This is a genomic window from Rhizobium sp. 01T444 (genome assembly GCF_056398305.1).
In genome coordinates this window covers 232,726-252,006 of sequence record NZ_JBFTPD010000005.1, presented here as the reverse complement: position 1 = coordinate 252,006, position 19,281 = coordinate 232,726, and the positions used below count along the sequence as shown (strand labels likewise).

Here is a 19,281-nt window from a genome sequence, read left to right as displayed (position 1 = left end):
AATGGAGAATCCCTGACTTGGTAGGCCGGTTCCTCGTCTTTCTAGGAGGAGTGATCGTCGTAGTGCTCTTCGTGGCGCTGCTGGCACCGCTGTTCATCGACTGGACGGATTTCCGGATGAATTTCGAGGATCAGGCGAGCCGCATCATCGGCAAGAAGGTGACGGTGCATGGCACGGTCGACGCGCGGCTGCTGCCGTTTCCGTCCGTGACGCTGCATGACGTGCGCGTCGGCCAGGAAGAAGACGGCACGCCGGTCGTCCAGGTCGAGCAGTTCTCCATGGATGCCGAGCTTGCGCCTTTCCTCTCGGGCGAGGCGCTGATCTTCGACATGCGGGTCGTCAACCCCAAGGTGCGGCTGCGGCTTCTGAAGGATGGCTCGCTGGACTGGATGCGTGGCAGCCAGCCGGAAATTCCGGCCAAGACCGTCGTTCTGGAAAATGTGCATGTCAACGGCGGCGAGATCGAGTTCATCGACGACCAGTCCGGCCGTTCGCGGCATGTGACGGGGCTCAATGCGGAAATGTCGGCGAAGTCGCTCGCCGGTCCATGGCGCATCGAGGGCGATGGCACGCTCGACGGCGAACATGGCAGCTTTTCCATCTCCAGCAATCAGCCGGACGAGAGTGGCGTGTTGCGCGTGCGCACCCGGCTTGCGCCGGACAAGCATCCCGTCACCGTCGATCTCGATGGTGAACTGAAGCTCGTCGACAGCCGGCCGAACTATCAGGGCACGCTGGTTGCGGCGATCGAAAACCGTGAGGGCAAGAGCGAAAAGGGGGAGGCGCCGCCGCGCCTCAAGGGTCGTTTCGAACTCACCAACGACCGCATCCGCGTTCCCGAATACCGTATGGAAGTCGGCTCGACCGACGACCCCTATGTGATCACGGGCGAGGCGACGCTCGACACCGGCAGTGCGCCGGAATTCCTGCTGACCGCCGATGGCCAGCAGATCGACGTCAACCGTATCGGCAATCAGGGTGCCGCGGGCAAGACCAACCGCGACCCTGCGGTTTCGGCACGTCAGCGATTGAACTCGCTGCTCGAAATTGTCGGCCAGGTTCCGATCCCGCAAGTGCCGGGCAAGGCGACGGTGCGCCTGCCGGCAATCGTTGCCGGCGATACGACGATCCGCGACGTGGCGCTGGAACTGAGGCCGGCCGGCAATGGCTGGATGATCGACAATGCCGTCGGCACGCTGCCCGGCCGCACGCAGGTGGAAGGCAAGGGCAAGCTGACGCTCACGGGTGATCCGTCCTTCAACGGCCAGATGGTGGTTGCCTCCACGCAGCCTACGGGCCTTGCCTCCTGGCTGGCAGGTTCGGTCGATCCGGCGATCCGCCAGCTCCGGCAGGCGGGCTTTTCGGCCAATGTCAGCCTGACGCGTGATCTGCAGCGCTTCGAGAACCTGGAGATCGCGATCGGTGCTGCGACGCTGAAGGGTCGGCTGGAGCGGCAGGCGACCAACGGCCAGACGCCGTCGCTTTCTGTTGCGCTCAATGGCGATTCACTCGATCTCGATGCGCTGAGGGCGTTGACTGGTCTCTTTACCGGTCAGGATGCCGGCGACAATGTGCTCGATCACAAGATTGCCGCGCAGCTCAAGGCCGACAAATTCACGGCCTTCGGCGTGCAGGCCGATAATGTCGAGACGACCTTTACGCTCGCTGATGGGGCGCTTTCCGTCGACCGGCTGTCGATCAAGAACCTTGCGGGCGCCGAACTGACGGCGACGGGCAAGGCGGAGGGATCGCTTCTCGACTATAAGGGCACCGGCGAGATCACCTTCAAGGCCGCCGATCCCGGCGCCTTCTTCGCCATGCTGCGCGAGCATCTGCCGCATCATCCTGTAATGGACCGGCTGGTGCGCAACGCCGGCTGGTACGGCAATACGGCACTGCGCGGCGCGCTGACGCTCGGCGGCGACGACGGCAATGCGCTTTCGGTGACGCTCGCAGGCGTTTCGAACGGCAGCCGCGTCAATCTCGACTACCGCATGTCCGACCTCCTGGCGCTGACGGGCAGCGGCACGACGACGCTGGAGGCGACGCTCGACAATGCCGTGCCGTCGATCCTGTTCGGGCAGGCGGGTCTCGATCCGCTGCCGGTCGACGCGGGCGCCAATGGCCGCATGACGCTGAAGGTAACGGCGGCGGGCAATGATCCTGCCGATGCCGCGCTGACCTTCGCGACAGACCGGACGTCGTTTACGGCAAACGGCAAGGTCGATGTACGGCCCGACACTTTCATGAACGGCAATGTCGCCGTATCGCTCGAAAGCGCCGATCTCGATCCGTATCTGGTCATGAACGGCATCGCGCTGCCTGAGCTTGGCACCGGGCTGCCCTTCAAGCTGCAGACCAACGCGACCATCGATGCCGATAAGGTGGTGTTGGCGGATCTCAACGGGCATGCTGCCGACAATGAATTTGCCGGCGGGCTGACCTTCGATCGCAAGGCGGCAAAGACGACGGCGAGCGGCACGCTCGCGCTTTCCAAGGCCGATCTCGGCTGGCTCGGCGAAGCCGTGTTCGGGCAGATCAACGATCCCGCCAACGGCCAGTTGACAACGGCCGCCCTCGGCCTGCCGCTCTTCCGCGATCTCGACGTCAATCTGAAGCTTACCGCCAAGCAGTTCTGGCCTGGGCTTTTGAACACGGCTGTGAACGATTTCACCTCAAACGTTGCCTACAAGGGCGACGAGCTGCAGCTCAACGACATGGCCGGCAACTGGGATGGCGGCGCGCTCTCCGGCAATATGCTCGTTACGAATGCCAATGGCACGGGCTTCCTGCAGTTGCGGCTTGCACTTGCCGATTCCGATCTCGGCGGCGTCGTCTGGCCGCGCGACGGCGCGCCTGTCGCCAACGGCAAGTTCGGCATGTCTCTGGCGCTCGAAGCTTCGGGCAAGACGGTTTCGGAAATTGCGAGTTCTCTGAACGGCTCGGGCGAAATCCGGCTCGGCGAGACGAGCGTTCGCGGGCTGAACCTTGCGATCCTGGCGCCGCTGCTGGCCGCCACCGATCCGATGCAGGACCAGATCAATGCCGGCAAGATACATCCGATTGTCGAAACGCTGCTGAACAATGGCGAGGCGAAGCTGCCGCCGCTCGGCATTCCCTTCAACGTGACTGACGGTACGCTGCGGGTCCAGAATGTCAGCGTTGCCAACGATCTGGCACATTTGAGCGCCGACGCGCAAATCGAGCTGCCGCAGGGGCGCATCAGCGCGACACTTGGCATCGGCCTCAATCCCGGCGCGGAGGCGCTTTCGGGCGCGGAGCCGGGCATCCGGCTGAACTTCTCCGGCCTGCTGGCCTCGCCCGGCAAGACGATGGATGTGACCGATATTACCAGCTTTCTCTCGCTGCGCGCCTTCGAGCGCGAGCGGCGTCGTGTCGAGCGGCTGCAGACCAATGTGCTGGAAAAGCAGCGGCTGCGGCGCGAGGTGGCGCTCTATCGCTTCAATGACGCCCAGCGGGCTGCAGCTGCCGAGATCGAGCGGCAGCGGCAGGCGGAAGAAGAGCGGCTGAGGGCTCTTGCGCAGCAGGCGGCCCAGCGCAAGGCGGAAGCCGAGGCGAAGGCGGCTGCCGAAGCTGCGGCGCGCGCCAAGGCTGAGGCAGAAGCGAAGGCAAAGGCTGCTTCGGAGGCTGAGGCCGCGCGGCGGGCAGAACAGCCCTTGCAGCCCGGCCAGCTCAATTTCGATCAGTTGCCCGGCGTTCAGGCCCAGTAAGAAGGGCCGGTCAAGCGGACGATCAGGCGTTCGCCACGGCGTTTTTCAGCCAGCACAGAACGTGCAGGCGCAGCGCCGAGGAGAGGTTGCTGTCAGGCGCGCGGCCATCGTCTATTTCTGATATCAGCGCCGCGAGCGGCATGGAACGACCCGCGGCAATCGCCTTCAACTCGGTCCAGAATTCATCTTCCAGCGAGAAACTGGTGCGGTGCCCATGCAACGTCGCCGAATGTTTGCGGATCATCGCCTGCTTCGTCTTCGTTGAGAAAGCGATTCAGTCAGGAACCGCATCTGTCTGATCGCCCAGGCTTTTCACCCGCCGGCGATCAGGTCTTGTCGTCTTCAATCCGGCCCTGATCAAGCGCCTTTTCGGCCTTTTCGTTGAGGGCGCGGGTCAATTGCTTTTCAGCCTTGGTACGGCCGTGGGAGATGCGGTTTTGCTCTGCCTGCTTCTCCTTTTCGGAGCGAGCCTGCTGCTTGCGGAACTGGCGTAGATTGACGATTTCGGCGCTCACGCGGTTGCCTCCATCATGAAAAAGGGAGGCTTTCGCCTCCCTCGGCATTACTGCTTCTTGCGGAAAGAATCGAGCGAAACGACGGAGCCCGGTTTCTTTTCCTCGCCTTCTGCGGCAGGCTTTGCGGCCGCGTCCTCCGTCTTGACGGCATCAACGGGATAGGCGGTGATCTCGGCGGCCGGAAGTTCCTCGCCGTCGCTCAGCGGTACGTCGAACTCCAGCTCGAAATTGACCGAGGGGTCGTAGAAGCCGCGGATGGCGTTGAAGGGAATGACGAGCTTTTCCGGCACGTCTGAGAAGGACAGGCCGATCTCGAAATGGGATTCGGTGATCTTCAGTTCCCAGAACTGGTGCTGGATGACGATGGTCATCTGCTCGGGATATTTGGACTTCAGGTGCTGCGAGATGCGCACGCCAGGAGCGCCCGTGAGAAACGTGATGAAGAAGTGATGGTCGCCGGGCAGACGGCCCGTCGTTGCGACTTCGGTCAAGACCTTGCGGATGACACCGCGCAACGCGTCCTGTGCCAGAATGTCGTAGCGGATATGATCCTGCCCCATGCTTTTCCTGTCTTTCGTCGGTTTGGAAGTCTTTTCACGAACTTGTATGGCACGTCCGGGCGCTTTGGGAAAGGCGCAAGCCGATTCATGCGTTCATCAAGCATACATGATTTCATCGAAAAAGGGGAGAAGGTGAAGGCTTCTGTTGCCAGGTGCCTTCGGACCCCGCCTTACGGGGCTAACCGTAAGGACTTAGAGCGGAATTCCCGCACCGCCGTTAGGCAGCGAGAGCGTATTCCTTAGCGTTGTTGTCGTTTGCAACTACACTTGTGACCCGATAACGGCGGTATCATGCCGAGCGAAAAGTCGATCTTTACACCCTTGTCGATCCTATTTCGCCCCCATCAAAAGCAGGCCCTTCTCCAAAAGGAGAGCCGCCTGTTTTTGGTGGAGGCGCCGGGTACCGCCCCCGGGTCCAATAGGTTTATTCCACCGCCCGTTTATCGCCATAGCCGGCCCGAAAGCCGGCATGGGTGATATAGTGTTTTTGTGATCGCAAGGGAAGGGGATACGTCATAAAAGCGTCGTGCTCTCCAGGGATTTTGCTTGGATAATCAGCAAGACGCATTGGTTTGCGGCCGCTTTGCTCTTAAATTGGGTGCAAAAGGAATCGGTGGCGACCATGAAGCAATATCTCGACCTCTTGAGCCATGTGATGGAAAAAGGCACCGACCGGGGTGACCGCACGGGCACCGGCACGCGTTCGGTCTTCGGCTATCAGATGCGCTTCGATCTCGATGCCGGCTTCCCGGTGCTGACGACGAAGAAGCTGCATCTGCGCTCGATCATCTATGAACTGCTGTGGTTCCTCAAGGGCGAGACCAATATCCGATACCTGCATGAAAACGGCGTCAGCATCTGGGACGAATGGGCCGACGAGAACGGCGATCTCGGCCCGGTCTATGGCGCGCAGTGGCGCTCCTGGCCGGCACCGGATGGCGGGCATATCGACCAGATCGACAATCTCGTAAAAGGCCTCATCAAGAACCCCAATTCGCGCCGTCACATCGTTTCGGCCTGGAACCCGGCAGAAGTGGACGAGATGGCGTTACCGCCCTGCCACTGCCTGTTCCAGTTCTATGTGGCTGACGGCAAGCTTTCCTGCCAGCTCTATCAGCGCTCGGCGGACATCTTCCTCGGCGTTCCCTTCAACATCGCCTCCTATGCATTGCTGACGATGATGGTGGCGCAGGTGACTGGGCTGAAATATGGCGAATTCGTCCATACGCTCGGTGATACACATCTCTATCACAACCATTTCGACCAGGCGAAGCTGCAGCTGGCGCGCCAGCCGAAGCCGCTGCCGCGCATGCTGATCAAGCGCGATGTGAAGGATATCTTCGGCTTCGTCTACGAGGATTTCGAACTCGTCGGCTACGACGCGGATGCCAATATCAAGGCGCCGATCGCCGTCTGAAGCGTGTCGCGATCTTTTTAGATCGCTTGCCACGCTTTAGGCTTTTGTTTCGCGTGTCGTTATCGCAAAACCGCTGCATACTTTTGCGCGCATGCTCCAAGCCGGGAAGGCCGATGTCCGATATCCGCAAGACCATTTTCGTTGCCGTTGCGCGCAACGGCATTATCGGCCGCGACGGCGACATGCCCTGGCGGCTTTCGACCGACCTCAAGCGCTTCAAGGCGATGACAACAGGCAAGCCTGTGGTCGTCGGTCGTAAGACCTTCGAGAGCTTCGGCGGCAAACCGCTGCCGGGGCGCCAGCACGTGGTGATCTCGCGCGGTGCCGCTATCGATCTTCCCGACGTGCAAATGGCCCGCTCGCTCAACGAGGCGATAGAGATGGCCGAGGAGCTCGCCCGCAAGCAGGGTGAAAACGAGATCTCCATCCTCGGCGGCGGGCAGATCTACGCGCAGGCGATGGCGTTCGTCGACCGCATGTGTGTGACGCATGTGGAAGCCGATGTGGATGGCGACACGTCGTTTCCCGAGATCGATCCCACAATCTGGGTGGCGACCGAGAGCCTTGATGTTCCAGCCGGGGAAAGGGACACCTATCCCACGCGTTTCGTCGTTTATGAACGGCGAGATGCCTGAAAAGGAACTATTTTCCAATTATATTGACCAAGTTTCTGACGCTGCGTTGAAAGCAGATGCGCCGATACCTATAACGGTCGGATCGCATCCGCCGGCAGCCCCCACGGCGGTCGGATGTGTATGACGTAACGAACAACGAGGTTTTGATGCCCTGGAGCAATCAGAATGGCGGCGGCGGCCCTTGGGGCGGCGGCGGCGGTAATAATCAGGGACCATGGGGGCAGGGGCCGAACCGTCCACGCGGCGGTGGCGGCGGCAAGGGCGGTCCGCCCGATTTGGAAGACATCATCCGGCGCGGGCAGGATCAGCTGCGCGGCTTCATTCCGGGTGGTTTCAACGGCGGTGTCGTTGCGATCATCGTGGCTGTTGTCGCGATCTTCTGGCTTTTCCAATGCATTTATGTCGTCCAGCCGGACGAGCGCGGCGTTGAGCTGCGCTTCGGCCAGCCCAAGCAGGAGATTTCCATGCCGGGCCTGCATTTCCATTTCTGGCCGGTTGAAACCGTCGAGACGGTCAAGGTGACGGTGCAGCAGTTGAACATCGGCGCGACCACGGCAGGCTCTTCGAGCGGGCTGATGCTGTCGAGCGACAAGAGTGTCATCAACGTGCAGTTTGCCGTCTTCTATACGATCAGCGATCCCAAGGCCTATCTTTTCGGTGTGGAAAATCCGGCTGAAACACTGCAGCAGGTTTCTGACAGCGCCATGCGCGAAGTCGTCGGCCGCCGTCCGGCGCTGGACGCTTTCCGCAGCAACCGCCAGCCGATCGAGACGCAGGTTCTCAACATCGTTCAGGATACGATGAACCGTTACGGCGCGGGCATTACCGTGACCGGCGTGACGATCCAGAACGTGGCGCCGCCGCGCGAAGTCGCCGACTCCTTCGAAGAAGTACAGCGTGCCGGCCGCGACCGCGACAGCACGATCGAAGACGCCAACCGCTATACGAACCAGAAGCTCGGTCAGGCACGAGGCGATGCAGCCCGCATCCGCGAAGACGCAGCCGCCTACAAGGATCGCGTCGTCAAGGAAGCGGAAGGTGAAGCGCAGCGCTTTACGGCCATCAATGACGAATATTCGAAAGCTCCCGATGTGACGCGCAAGCGCCTGTTCCTCGAAACGATGGAGCAGGTTCTGAAAAACTCCAAGAAGGTCGTGATCGACGAAAAGCAGGGCGTCGTGCCCTACCTGCCGCTCAACGAGATCAACAGACCGGCGGCACCAGCACCGGCACGGCAGGGAGGTTGAACCATGGTATCGAACAGACTTCCCGTAATCCTCATCGCGCTCGCGATCGTTCTCGCCATTCTTTATTCGTCGATCTTCGTCGTGAATGCGCGTGAGCAGGCCATCGTCGTGCGCTTCGGTCAGATCCAGTCGGTGAAGAGCGAGCCCGGCCTCTACTTCAAGCTGCCGTTCGGCTTCATGGATGCCGACCGCGTGCAGTTCGTGGAAAAGCGTGCGCTCAGGCTCGACCTCGACAATATCCGCGTTCAGGTTCAGGACGGCCAGACCTTCGATGTCGACGCCTTCGTGATCTACAACATCTCGGATGTGCGCCGTTTTCGCGAAACGGTCTCGGGCGACCGCGACGCTGCCGAGGCACGGCTGCGTGCGCAGCTCGATTCCTCGCTTCGCCGCGTCTACGGTCTGCGTGACTACAATGCCGCGCTTTCGGAAGAGCGCGTGGCGATGATGCTCGAAATCCGCGACGATCTGCGCACCGATGCCGAAAATCTCGGCCTGCATATCGATGACGTCCGCATCCGCCGGACAGACCTTTCGCCGGAAGTGGCTCCGAACACCTACAACGCCATGCGCTCCGAGCGTCTGGCCGAAGCCGAGCGCATCCGCGCCGAGGGTAATGAAGAGGGCCAGCGCCGCCGGGCTGTCGCCGACCGCCAGGTCGTCGAGATCACTGCCGATGCGCAGCGCGATTCGGAAATCCTGCGCGGTCAAGGTGATGCGGAGCGCAACCGTATCTTCGCCGATTCCTTCGGCAAGGATCCGGCCTTCTTCGAGTTCTACCGCTCGATGGCCGCCTATTCCACGGCACTTTCCTCGCCGGATACGACGCTGGTGCTTTCGCCGACCTCGCAGTTCTTCCGCTACTTCGAGAATGCGGACGGCAACCAGCCTGCTGCACCGGGCCAGACCGGGGGCCTCGTGCCGCCTGCGGCCGCACAGCCGGCCGCTCCGGCACCGCCGGCGAACTGACGACAGACTGAATGCAGGACCTCCTGACCGGACTGCATTCTTCCTTATCATTGAGGGGCTGGTCTACGCACTGGCCCCTCGTTTTCTTATCGAGATGGCAAAGCTTCTCCCCACCGTTCGGGAGCGGCAACTCAGGGTCTTCGGGCTTGCCGCGATAGCGCTCGGCGTCGGCTGTGTCTGGCTTTTGCGAGGCTAGATCACATTCGCAAGGGGATTTCGCGAAAAGGTGATTTCGCCCTCCATCATTCCGCCTTATGCTGGTGCTGTATGTGCGCCTTTACCCCAGACGAGGAAGCTTGATGGCCCCCACGACTCGCTCGCCCTTCAGACGAACGCTCGCGCTGCTGGCCGGCACCGCCCTTCTGGCAAATGTCGGCGCAAGCGGTGTTGCGCATGCGCAAACCGCCCCCGCACCAGCGACACCTGAACAGGCAGCACCGGCCCCTGCCGCCCCTCAACCGGCGCCGGTTTCCCCGGCTGCAGTAGCGCCCGCCGCTCCGCCGGTGCAGATGACGGCTCCGGGCAATGGACCGGCTTCGGTCGCCGATCTCGCCGAGGGACTGCTCGATGCCGTGGTCAATATTTCGACCTCGCAGAATGTGAAGGACGACGAAGGTGCAGGCCCGGCGCCGCGCGCGCCAGACGGCTCGCCCTTCCAGGAATTCTTCAACGATTTCTTCAACAAGCAGCAGGGCAATCGTGGCCCCAATCACAATGTCAGCTCGCTCGGCTCCGGCTTCGTTATCGACCCCAGCGGCTATATCGTTACCAACAACCACGTGATCGAGGGCGCCGACGACATCGAGATCAATTTCGCCAATGGCTCCAAGCTGAAGGCCAAGCTGATCGGCACGGACACCAAGACCGACCTTTCGGTATTGAAGGTCGAGCCGAAACAGCCGCTGAAATCCGTCAAGTTCGGCGATTCCAGCGTCATGCGCATCGGCGACTGGGTGATGGCAATCGGCAACCCGTTCGGCTTCGGCGGATCGGTGACGGTCGGCATCATTTCGGGCCGCGGCCGCAATATCAATGCCGGCCCCTATGACAATTTCATCCAGACGGATGCGGCCATCAACAAGGGCAATTCGGGCGGTCCGCTCTTCAACATGAAGGGCGAAGTGATCGGCATCAATACGGCGATCATCTCCCCGTCGGGCGGGTCGATCGGCATCGGCTTCTCAGTGCCGTCGGAGCTTGCCTCAGGCGTGGTCGACCAGCTTCGCGAATATGGCGAGACGCGGCGCGGCTGGCTCGGCGTGCGCATTCAGCCTGTCACCGACGAAGTGGCCGACAGCCTCGGCCTCGACACCGCCAAGGGTGCGCTAGTCGCTGGCGTCATCAAGGGCGGGCCGGTCGATGACGGCTCGATCAAGGCCGGCGACGTGATCCTGAAATTCGACGGCAAGGTCGTCAGCGAGATGCGCGACCTGCCACGCGTGGTGGCCGAAAGCCCCGTCGGCAAAGAAGTCGATGTGGTGGTGCTGCGTGACGGCAAGGAGCAGACCGTCAAGGTAACGCTCGGTCGTCTCGAAGATAGCGACCAGGCCGCCGCCAACGACAATTCGACGGATGACGGTGTCATCAATCCCGATCCTGGTGAAAACAACGATATGGACGAACCGGATCAGGGTGGCGATCAGGGGCAGGCCGCACCTGACGGCCAGGATCCGCAGCAACAGGGCCAGGGACAAGGGCAAAGCCAGAGCCAGGATCAGGCAACGCCCGGTCAGGCTGCTCCGAAGCATGTGCTCGGTCTTTCACTCTCGCTGCTCAGCCCCGAGACCCGCAAGGCCTTCGGCATTGCCGAAAGCGTTGATGGTGTCGTCGTGACTGAGGTTGCGCCGGGTTCGGCCGCCGCCGAAAAGGGTTTGAAGCCCGGCGACGTGATCGTCGAAGTGGCGCAGGAATTCATGAAGTCGCCGGATGCGGTTGCTACCAAGGTGCAGACGCTGAAGCAGGAAGGCCGGCGCAACGCGCAGATGATGGTCGCTGCAGCGAATGGCGACCTGCGGTTTGTCGCAGTGCCGATGGAGTGAGGGCTGTCGGTTGGCGGAGGATGCCGTGACTAGGGTAGTTGATTAGTCGCGGCGACCGCCCAGTTCTCCCTCATCCCTGTGCTTGTCACAGGGATCCAGCCTGCCCAAGTCCTTGGGCAGGAAAGACTTTCTCCCTTTACGGAGAATACGAGTCATTCACCGCGCGGACGCTCGGTAGCTGGATTCCTGTGACAAGCACAGGAATGAGGGTGGGGAGGGGCGCTTGCCGCCCCAAGACGCGAAAGGAGCGGTTATGACGCTCCTTTTCAGTTTTCAGCCACGCCTCGTGCGGTTCATGCCGTCACGAAATCCGTCTTCCGGTAGCCCTGGATATAGAGCAGCGCGGTCAGGTCGCCGTGGTTGATCTGCATGTCGGCTTCGGCAGCGACAGCCGGTTTGGCGTGGAGGGCGACGCCGGAGCCGGCCAGATGCAGCATGCCGAGATCGTTGGCGCCGTCGCCGACGGCAATGGCTTCTTCGGGGGAAATGCCGAGGCGGGTGGCGATGTCGTTGAGAGCATCGACCTTGGCCTGCTTGCCGAGAATGGGTTCCGCGACGTGGCCGGAGAGGAGGCCGTCTTCCTCAAGCAGGAGATTGGCGCGGTTTTCGTCGAAGCCGAGGGTAGCTGCGATGCGGCTGGTGAAGACCGTGAAGCCGCCGGAGACGAGGGCGGTATAATAGCCTTTCGACTTCATGGTAGCGATCAGTTCAAGGCCGCCGGGGGTAAGCGTAATGCGCTTGGCGATCACTTCGTCGACGACCGAGATCGGCAAGCCCTTCAGGAGGGCGACGCGTTCCCGCAACGCCGGTTCGAAGGCGATCTCGCCGTTCATGGCGCGGGCGGTGATGGCGGCGACCTTTTCCTTCAGGCCGACTTCGGCAGCGAGTTCGTCGATGCATTCCTGGCCGATCATTGTCGAATCCATATCGGCGATCAGCAGCTTCTTGCGGCGGGTTTCCTGTTCCTGGATGACGAGATCGATCGGGCTGTTGGCGATGACGGCGTGCAGATTGGCCTCGACTGCCTGCCTGTCGGAGCCGTCTGCGAGCACGATATCGCAGGCAATGCCATCCGCCAGCCAGTAGAGCCCGGATGCCTTGACGGCGTCTGAAGCGCGCTCGGCGATCTCAGGCGAAAGAACGGGGTTTGACGGATTGGCAACAAGCGTGGCAACGAGGGCCATGATGGAAAACCTTCTGAGCGCTGTGAATGCGATCCTGATAACCGGGCCGACTGCCAGCGGCAAGTCCGCGCTCGCAGTGGAATTGGCCAAAGAGCATGGCGGCGTGGTGATCAATGCCGACAGCATGCAGGTCTATGACACGCTACGTGTGCTGACTGCGCGACCCTCGGAAGAGGATATGGATGGTGTGCCGCATCATCTCTACGGCCATGTGCCGGCCGCGCAGGCCTATTCGACCGGTTCCTGGCTGCGGGACGTGACAGCGCTTTTGCCGCGCATCAACGCCGAGGGAAAGCTGCCGGTCTTCGTCGGCGGCACAGGGCTCTATTTCAAGGCGTTGACGGGCGGGTTGTCGGAAATGCCCGTCATTCCCGAGGAGGTAAGGCAGCGGCTGCGCGCACGGCTTCTGGAGGAGGGGCCAGAGGGCCTGTATGCAGAGCTTGCGAAGGTTGATCCCGCCATGGTCGAAAGCCTGAACATACAAGACGGGCAGAGGATCGTGCGGGCGCTTGAGGTCTTCGAGGCGACGGGTCAGTCGATTGCAGAATTCCAGGGGCAGGCGGGGCCTGTCGTCGTCAATCCCGACAGGGCGCGCAAGATCGTCGTGCTGCCGGATCGCGCCGTGCTGCATCAGCATATCAACGGACGTTTCGAGAAAATGCTGGAGCAGGGGGCGGAAGACGAGGTGAGGGCGCTACTCGCGCTTGATCTTCCCCCGGAAATGCCTGTCATGAAGGCGATCGGTGTGTCGCAGATCGCGGCGATGCTGCGCGGCGAGATGACCCGCGCCGAGGTGATTGAGCGTGGGGCCGCCGCCACACGGCAATATGCCAAGCGGCAGATGACCTGGTTCCGCAATCAGATGGATGAAAGCTGGGAGCGGCTTTCGCCTTAGCGCCAAAGCGACCCATGCTTCACGCCCGCAAACGGCTAGAATGATCTTCGAATCATGACCAATGGAGCTATGGGGGCCGGCATGAACAACTTTCTCGCCAAGACGCTTTCTTCGATCAACGCCTTGATCGCTATCGTCATTCTTGCTTTTTCCACGCTTTCGGGTGCGACTGCAGCAGCGGCGCAGGGTGGATCGGGCATGTTCATCGTCGGAGCAATTTTGGGCGCCATCGGCGGCATCGTGATTGCAGCGTTGATCTGCGGCACCATCGCCTTCCTGGCACTGATCGAGCGGCATCTCTCCGAAATCGCAGCGGCAACGCGCCAGCCGCGTTCGTAGGCAGTACTCAGTCCTTATCGTAAAGGCTGCTCAGCGGCTTCTTCAGGATGCTTTCGCGCAGCGACATGCCGCCCTCGCGACGCGGCGCTGACGTCTGTTCGCCGAAGGCGGGCCTCGACTGCTCGTCGCGGCGCATTTCGCGGCGCAGCGCTTCGAGGCGTGCGTCAATGGAAGTCTGCGGCGAGAGCGGCGGGGTCTCGGGATGTTGCGCGCGGCTTTGCGGCAGCAGTCCGGGGCGATAGGGTTCGAGCGGCGCCTGTGCTGCTGATGGAGCGGCATAGGGCTGGTTGGCGTGGGGCTGAGCAGCGTCCTCGTCTTCGAAATCCTCTTCCGGCTCGTAATCCGCTATCGCTGCACTGTAGTTCTGCTGGAAGGTGGAGATATCGGGGCCTGATGTGATCGCCCGCATGCGGGTGACGATGCGGCGCAGGTCGACGGTGTCAGGGTCTTCCTCGGCATGTTTGCTGGTGGCGCTATGGGCCTTCGGCAGCAGGGTTTCGTCGACGCGCAAGAAGCGCATGCGCATCGGCACCCGGATCGCCTCACCAAAGGCGATCGCCTCTCCATTGCCGATCGAGGAAATGAAGCTCGTCGTCGAGATCGAGGAATTGGGGATGGCCGAGCGGATGATTTCCTGGTCGCGGTCGTTGGCAAGGCGCATGGCAAAGAGCGTCGAGCACTGCGACAGGATCGTCTGGTCGAGTTCGCCGGGGCGCTGGGTGATGATGCCGAGCGAGACACCGTATTTGCGGCCTTCCTTGGCGATGCGGGCAATCGCCTGCCGCGTCGGCACAAAGCCGAGGTTCGGGTCCGAGGGTATATAGCGGTGCGCCTCTTCGCAGACGACCAGCATGTGAATGGCGCCTTCGCTCCAGAGCGCGATTTCGAAGGCCATGCGGCAGAGTACCGAGGCGACGGAGTTGACGACCTCGGAGGGGATGCCGGCGAGCTGGAAGGTGCAGATCGGTCTGTTGTCGCCGGGGATGCGGAAGATCTGCGCGATGGTCTCGGTGATCGTGTCGCTGATCGTGTTGCTGGAGAACATGAAGTGATAGCGCGGATCGTTGATCGCGGCGATGATGCGCATCTTCAGTGAGCGCAGGAAGGGCTTTTCGGCGCGACCTTCCAGCCTGCCGATGCGCTCGTCGATGAGGGCAAGCAGATCGGCGATGCGATAGGGCACCGGAGTGTCGGCGGTGATCGAGCTCTTTTCCGTCTGGCGGCGCACCAGCGAACTGTCGCTGCCGCGAAAGGCGCGTTTGGCCTCCGGCAGGATATCGCGCAGCATGTCGAGTTCTTCGGGCACCGGCGGGCGGCCGCGAAAGACAACTTCGGCGAATTCCTCAAGCCGCATCAGCCAGAAGGGCAGGTCGAGCGTGTCGGTGTCGATGGTGACGGCGTGTTTCGGGAAAGCGGCGGCAAATTCATTATGCGGATCGAGGATCAGCACGCGCAGCTTCGGATCGGCCTCGATCGCCTTGTGCAAGAGCAGCGAGACGGCGGTCGATTTGCCGACGCCGGTCGAGCCGACCACGGCGAAATGCTTCGACAGCATCGAGGGGACATGGATCGCCGCGTCGATGCTTTCATCCTGCGTCAGATTGCCGATGACGGCAGTGGCGCCCTTGCCGGCATCATAGATGCGTATCAGGTCGGCGGAGCGGATGCGGTGGGCGATGGCGCCGAGATAGGGGTAACGCGAAATGCCGGTCGAAAATTCCTCGCGGCCGTCTTCATCGACGCGGACTTCGCCGAGCAGTTCGGTCTCGATGCGGAAGATATTGTCCTGACCTTCGCCCCAGCCCTGGCTACCGGTATTCATGGAAAAGACGAGGGCGACGACGCGATTGCGCCCGACGCTGATCGAAATCAGCCGGCCGACGGACCATAATTCGGTGAGATCGGTGCCGCCGGCTTCCGCCACGGCGGCGATGGTGGCGCGCGATCCGCTGCATGCAACGACACGCCCGAGAAATCTGTTCCCCGGCGCAAGGCTGTCGCGGCGATCCTGTTCGCCTGCTTTGCCTGTCGTCATCATGTCGTTGTTGAGCAAAGGGTTACTCCCTGCATTAAAGGGCAGGATAGAATCGATCCTTTAATAAATCCTTCAGCCCCAGAATTGGACGGCCCATTGGACGGTTTGCGCAGTTGACGGCGTGCCGATTTTTTATTGCGGAATGCGTTGACGCTGCGAAATTTTCTGTCTATCACTTCCGCCCATGACAATTTCGAACGTTCTTATCGTGGTGGGAAAGCGCATGGGCAGGATGGTGTAACCATCCGGCGATAGCCACCCATGCGCAAGACGAAGGCTCCTCAGGGGCCTTTTTTTATGCCCGAAATCAGGGCTTCCGGCCACAAACCTCAGATCTCCAGCATCAAACGGAACAGACACATGGCGAGCACGGACAATCAAGCGGCAGACAACAGGATGACGGGAGCGGAAATCGTTCTCCGCGCGCTGAAGGACAATGGTGTCGAGCACATCTTCGGCTATCCCGGCGGTGCCGTCCTGCCGATCTATGACGAGATCTTCCAGCAGGAGGATATCAAGCACATCCTCGTGCGCCATGAGCAGGGCGCCGGCCATGCGGCCGAAGGTTACGCCCGCTCCACCGGCAAGGTCGGTGTCATGCTGGTCACGTCAGGCCCCGGTGCCACCAATGCCGTCACGCCGCTGCAGGATGCGTTGATGGATTCCATTCCGCTCGTCTGCCTCTCCGGCCAGGTTCCGACGCCGCTGATCGGTTCGGACGCCTTCCAGGAATGCGATACGGTCGGCATCACGCGCCCCTGCACCAAGCACAACTGGCTGGTCAAGGATGTCAACGAGCTCGCCGCCGTCATCCATGAGGCCTTCCGTATTGCCCAGTCGGGCCGTCCGGGTCCCGTTGTCGTCGATATCCCGAAGGACGTGCAGTTTGCCACCGGCACCTACACGCCGCCGGCCGATCATGCCATCCAGAAGAGCTACCAGCCGAAGATCCAGGGTGACCTGAACCAGATCCAGGCGGCGATCGAGTTGATGGCCAACGCCCGCAAGCCGGTCTTCTATACGGGCGGCGGCGTCATCAATTCCGGCCCGGAAGCCTCCCGCATGCTGCGCGAGTTGGTCGAATTGACAGATTTCCCGATCACCTCGACGCTGATGGGCCTCGGCGCCTATCCGGCTTCCGGCAAGAACTGGCTGAAGATGCTCGGCATGCACGGCTCCTATGAGGCCAACATGGCGATGCATGATTGCGATGTCATGGTCTGCATCGGTGCCCGCTTCGACGACCGCATTACCGGTCGTCTGAACGCCTTCTCGCCGAATTCCAAGAAGATCCATATCGATATCGATCCGTCTTCGATCAACAAGAACGTCCGTGTCGATGTCGGCATCCGCGGCGATGTCGGCAATATTCTGGAAGACATGATCCGCCTGTGGCGCGCACTGCCGAAGAAGCCGGAAAAGAACCGTCTCGATGCCTGGTGGGGCGATATTACCCGCTGGCGCGCCCGCAATTCCTTCGCCTATGCGATGAGCAAGGACGTGATCATGCCGCAATATGCGCTGGAACGTCTCTTCGCGTTGACCAAGGATCGCGACACCTACATCACGACCGAAGTCGGCCAGCACCAGATGTGGGCGGCCCAGTTCTTCGGCTTCGAACAGCCGAACCGCTGGATGACCTCGGGTGGCCTCGGCACGATGGGTTATGGCCTGCCGGCAGCGCTCGGCGTGCAGATCGCTCATCCGGAAAGCCTCGTCATCGACATTGCCGGCGATGCCTCGATCCAGATGTGCATTCAGGAAATGTCGGCAGCGATCCAGCACAATGCGCCGATCAAGATCTTCATCATGAACAACCAGTACATGGGTATGGTGCGCCAGTGGCAGCAACTGCTGCACGGCAACCGCCTGTCCAACTCCTATACAGAAGCGATGCCTGATTTCGTGAAGCTCGCCGAAGCCTATGGCGCTGTTGGCCTGCGTTGCGAGAAGCCTGATGATCTCGATGCGACCATCCAGGAGATGATCGACGTCAAGAAGCCGGTTATCTTCGATTGCCGCGTTGCCAATCTCGCCAACTGTTTCCCGATGATCCCCTCGGGCAAGGCCCATAATGAAATGCTGCTGCCGGACGAAGCCACGGACGAAGCGGTCGCCAACGCGATCGACGCCAAGGGCCGTCAGCTAGTCTAAGAAGAAGTCAGAGGAAACCCAGGATCATGAACGCACACCTTCAACCCACCGGCTCTGCCTACTTCATCTCTCCGGAAACGGCAGCCGTCGAGAGCCATACGCTCTCGGTGCTTGTCGATAACGAACCGGGCGTTCTCGCCCGCGTCATTGGCCTGTTTTCCGGCCGCGGCTACAACATCGAAAGCCTGACGGTTTCGGAAACGGAGCATGCGGCGCATCTGTCGCGCATCACCATCGTCACCCGCGGCACGCCGCACGTGCTGGAGCAGATCAAGGCGCAGCTCGAACGCATCGTGCCTGTCCATCGCGTGGTGGACCTGACGGTGCGCGCCCGCGAACTCGGCCAGGACCGGCCGATCGAGCGGGAAGTGGCTCTGCTCAAGGTTATCGGCAATGGCGAGACCCGCGCCGAGACGCTGCGCCTAGCGGACGCCTTCCACGCCAAGGTGGTGGATGCGACGATCGATCACTTCATCCTGGAGATCACCGGCAAGTCCTCCAAGATCGACCAGTTCATCGCGATCATGAAGCCGCTCGGCCTCATCGAAGTCTGCCGCACTGGCATTGCCGCGATGAACCGCGGCGGGCAGGGCATGTAAAGAGACAGCCCGGGCATGTAAGGGTTACAGCCCGGGCATGTGATCGGCTGCTTTTGAATGGCAGTTTGCGCCGCTGGAGGTCAGAGCATCTCCAGCGGCGTTTTCTTTGATGGCGGCGGGAAGGCGGCGTCGAGGGCTTCCCAGTCCTCGTCGGTGATATCGAGGGAGACGCAGTCGCGGTTTTCGCGTGCGCGCTCGATATTCGAAGTCTTGGGGATGACGAAGACGCCGTCGCGTTCGAGCAGGAAGGCGAGAGCCAGCTGGGCCGGTGTCGCCTGATAGGCCTTGGCGATATGGATCAGGTCGGGGTGGTGCAGGATGCGGCCCTGTTCGATCGGCGAATAGGCCATGATCGGAATGTTGCGGCTCTGGCACCAGGGCAGGAGATCGTATTCGATGCCGCGGCGGGCGAGATTGTAGAGAACCTGATTGGCGGCGACGTTCCGACCGCCGGGAACGGAGAACAGTTCTTCCATGTCGTCGGTATCGAAGTTGGAGACGCCCCAGGCACGGATCTTGCCGGCCGCTTTCAGCGTCTCGAAGGCTTCGACGGTTTCAGCCAGCGGATAATTGCCGCGCCAATGCAGCAGATAGAGGTCGATGCGGTCGGTGCCGAGGCGTTCGAGGCTGCCTTCGCAGGCGGTGATCGTGCCGGTGCGGCTGGCATTCCAGGGATAGACCTTGCTGACGATGAAGGTCTCGTCGCGGCGTCCCTTGATTGCCTGTCCGACGATTTCCTCGGCGCCGCCATCGCCATACATTTCGGCGGTATCGATCATCGTCATGCCGAGATCGAGGCCGGCCTTGAGACTTGCGATCTCTTCCTTCGCATGGCCGGCATCCTCGCCCATGCCCCAGGTGCCCTGGCCGAGCGCCGGCACTTCGGTGCCATCGGGAAAGGTGATGGTGGGGATGGGGTCGTCCATGTCCGTTCTGATCCTGTGCGTGCTCGATAGACTATC

16 protein-coding genes, 1 other RNA gene and 1 pseudogene are annotated in these 19,281 nt (G+C 61.5%); 11 read left to right on the top strand and 7 right to left on the bottom strand.

The features are described from left to right. The first annotated feature begins 17 nt into the window (after nt 1-17). Nucleotides 18-3,731: an AsmA family protein gene (locus AC1DTN_RS11285; protein ID WP_113325499.1), complete on the top strand. Its 3,714-nt coding sequence runs from the start codon at nt 18-20 to the stop codon at nt 3,729-3,731. Nucleotides 3,732-3,753: 22 nt separating this feature from the next. Here AC1DTN_RS11285 and AC1DTN_RS11280 read toward each other — a convergent pair whose 3' ends face one another. From AC1DTN_RS11280 to ssrA, 4 genes are all read right to left on the bottom strand, one after another. Beyond that, the gene (locus AC1DTN_RS11280) at nt 3,754-3,975 is read right to left on the bottom strand and encodes a ribbon-helix-helix domain-containing protein (protein ID WP_113325498.1); all 222 of its coding nucleotides are present in this window, start codon (nt 3,973-3,975) and stop codon (nt 3,754-3,756) included. An 82-nt stretch (nt 3,976-4,057) separates the two neighbouring features. Next, the gene (locus tag AC1DTN_RS11275; RefSeq protein WP_037070786.1) at nt 4,058-4,246 is read right to left on the bottom strand and encodes a DUF4169 family protein; all 189 of its coding nucleotides are present in this window, start codon (nt 4,244-4,246) and stop codon (nt 4,058-4,060) included. Between the two features lie 47 nt (nt 4,247-4,293). After that, nucleotides 4,294-4,806, bottom strand: coding sequence for an SspB family protein (locus AC1DTN_RS11270; protein WP_113325497.1), 513 nt, complete (start codon nt 4,804-4,806; stop codon nt 4,294-4,296). Between the two features lie 131 nt (nt 4,807-4,937). Beyond that, nucleotides 4,938-5,314, bottom strand: a transfer-messenger RNA (tmRNA) gene (ssrA, locus tag AC1DTN_RS11265). A 114-nt stretch (nt 5,315-5,428) separates the two neighbouring features. Between ssrA and AC1DTN_RS11260 the strand changes: the two genes are divergently transcribed. From AC1DTN_RS11260 to AC1DTN_RS11235, 6 genes and pseudogenes are all read left to right on the top strand, one after another. Then, nucleotides 5,429-6,223, top strand: a complete 795-nt coding sequence (locus tag AC1DTN_RS11260; protein WP_113325496.1) for a thymidylate synthase — start codon at nt 5,429-5,431, stop codon at nt 6,221-6,223. Between the two features lie 113 nt (nt 6,224-6,336). Continuing rightward, nucleotides 6,337-6,858 carry a dihydrofolate reductase gene (locus tag AC1DTN_RS11255; RefSeq protein ID WP_477920930.1) on the top strand — a complete coding sequence of 174 codons (522 nt, stop codon included), beginning with the start codon at nt 6,337-6,339 and terminating at the stop codon, nt 6,856-6,858. 146 nt (nt 6,859-7,004) lie between these two features. After that, nucleotides 7,005-8,105, top strand: a complete 1,101-nt coding sequence (gene hflK / locus AC1DTN_RS11250; protein WP_442206159.1) for an FtsH protease activity modulator HflK — start codon at nt 7,005-7,007, stop codon at nt 8,103-8,105. Between the two features lie 3 nt (nt 8,106-8,108). Continuing rightward, the gene (gene hflC, locus AC1DTN_RS11245; RefSeq protein WP_442206158.1) at nt 8,109-9,074 is read left to right on the top strand and encodes a protease modulator HflC; all 966 of its coding nucleotides are present in this window, start codon (nt 8,109-8,111) and stop codon (nt 9,072-9,074) included. 11 nt (nt 9,075-9,085) lie between these two features. Beyond that, a pseudogene (locus AC1DTN_RS11240) lies at nt 9,086-9,270 on the top strand (DUF2065 domain-containing protein). Between the two features lie 103 nt (nt 9,271-9,373). After that, nucleotides 9,374-11,113, top strand: coding sequence for a Do family serine endopeptidase (locus tag AC1DTN_RS11235; protein ID WP_113325492.1), 1,740 nt, complete (start codon nt 9,374-9,376; stop codon nt 11,111-11,113). Between the two features lie 293 nt (nt 11,114-11,406). Here the strand turns inward: AC1DTN_RS11235 and serB are convergent, their stop codons facing one another. Beyond that, on the bottom strand, nt 11,407-12,297 hold the full coding sequence (gene serB, locus AC1DTN_RS11230; RefSeq protein ID WP_439015894.1) for a phosphoserine phosphatase SerB: 891 nt from the start codon (nt 12,295-12,297) through the stop codon (nt 11,407-11,409). On the opposite strand from serB, the gene miaA reads away from it, so the two are divergent. After that, a complete protein-coding gene (gene miaA, locus AC1DTN_RS11225; RefSeq protein ID WP_477920929.1) occupies nt 12,296-13,192 on the top strand; it encodes a tRNA (adenosine(37)-N6)-dimethylallyltransferase MiaA in 897 nt (298 codons plus the stop codon). The genes serB and miaA overlap by 2 nt on opposite strands. A gap of 81 nt (nt 13,193-13,273) precedes the next feature. After that, nucleotides 13,274-13,531 (top strand): hypothetical protein, encoded by a 258-nt coding sequence (locus AC1DTN_RS11220; protein ID WP_113323372.1) that lies wholly within the window; start codon nt 13,274-13,276, stop codon nt 13,529-13,531. 7 nt (nt 13,532-13,538) lie between these two features. Here the strand turns inward: AC1DTN_RS11220 and AC1DTN_RS11215 are convergent, their stop codons facing one another. Further along, nucleotides 13,539-15,584, bottom strand: a complete 2,046-nt coding sequence (locus AC1DTN_RS11215) for an ATP-binding protein (protein WP_439015892.1) — start codon at nt 15,582-15,584, stop codon at nt 13,539-13,541. A gap of 342 nt (nt 15,585-15,926) precedes the next feature. Between AC1DTN_RS11215 and AC1DTN_RS11210 the strand changes: the two genes are divergently transcribed. Continuing rightward, nucleotides 15,927-17,720 (top strand): acetolactate synthase 3 large subunit, encoded by a 1,794-nt coding sequence (locus tag AC1DTN_RS11210; protein ID WP_113323365.1) that lies wholly within the window; start codon nt 15,927-15,929, stop codon nt 17,718-17,720. A gap of 26 nt (nt 17,721-17,746) precedes the next feature. Next, the gene (gene ilvN / locus AC1DTN_RS11205; protein WP_113323364.1) at nt 17,747-18,319 is read left to right on the top strand and encodes an acetolactate synthase small subunit; all 573 of its coding nucleotides are present in this window, start codon (nt 17,747-17,749) and stop codon (nt 18,317-18,319) included. 80 nt (nt 18,320-18,399) lie between these two features. Here ilvN and AC1DTN_RS11200 read toward each other — a convergent pair whose 3' ends face one another. Beyond that, nucleotides 18,400-19,245, bottom strand: a complete 846-nt coding sequence (locus AC1DTN_RS11200; RefSeq protein WP_477920927.1) for an aldo/keto reductase — start codon at nt 19,243-19,245, stop codon at nt 18,400-18,402. Nucleotides 19,246-19,281 lie beyond the last annotated feature (36 nt).

Bases quoted from the DNA above. Each gene is read 5' to 3' on its own strand.
- AC1DTN_RS11280 (WP_113325498.1), bottom strand. From the start codon at position 3,975: ATGATCCGCAAACATTCGGCGACGTTGCATGGGCACCGCACCAGTTTC.
- AC1DTN_RS11270 (WP_113325497.1), bottom strand. From the start codon at position 4,806: ATGGGGCAGGATCATATCCGCTACGACATTCTGGCACAGGACGCGTTG.
- AC1DTN_RS11260 (WP_113325496.1), top strand. From the start codon at position 5,429: ATGAAGCAATATCTCGACCTCTTGAGCCATGTGATGGAAAAAGGCACC.
- AC1DTN_RS11255 (WP_477920930.1), top strand. From the start codon at position 6,337: ATGTCCGATATCCGCAAGACCATTTTCGTTGCCGTTGCGCGCAACGGC.
- hflK (WP_442206159.1), top strand. From the start codon at position 7,005: ATGCCCTGGAGCAATCAGAATGGCGGCGGCGGCCCTTGGGGCGGCGGC.
- hflC (WP_442206158.1), top strand. From the start codon at position 8,109: ATGGTATCGAACAGACTTCCCGTAATCCTCATCGCGCTCGCGATCGTT.
- AC1DTN_RS11235 (WP_113325492.1), top strand. From the start codon at position 9,374: ATGGCCCCCACGACTCGCTCGCCCTTCAGACGAACGCTCGCGCTGCTG.
- miaA (WP_477920929.1), top strand. From the start codon at position 12,296: ATGATGGAAAACCTTCTGAGCGCTGTGAATGCGATCCTGATAACCGGG.
- serB (WP_439015894.1), bottom strand. From the start codon at position 12,297: ATGGCCCTCGTTGCCACGCTTGTTGCCAATCCGTCAAACCCCGTTCTT.
- AC1DTN_RS11220 (WP_113323372.1), top strand. From the start codon at position 13,274: ATGAACAACTTTCTCGCCAAGACGCTTTCTTCGATCAACGCCTTGATC.
- AC1DTN_RS11210 (WP_113323365.1), top strand. From the start codon at position 15,927: ATGGCGAGCACGGACAATCAAGCGGCAGACAACAGGATGACGGGAGCG.
- ilvN (WP_113323364.1), top strand. From the start codon at position 17,747: ATGAACGCACACCTTCAACCCACCGGCTCTGCCTACTTCATCTCTCCG.
- AC1DTN_RS11200 (WP_477920927.1), bottom strand. From the start codon at position 19,245: ATGGACGACCCCATCCCCACCATCACCTTTCCCGATGGCACCGAAGTG.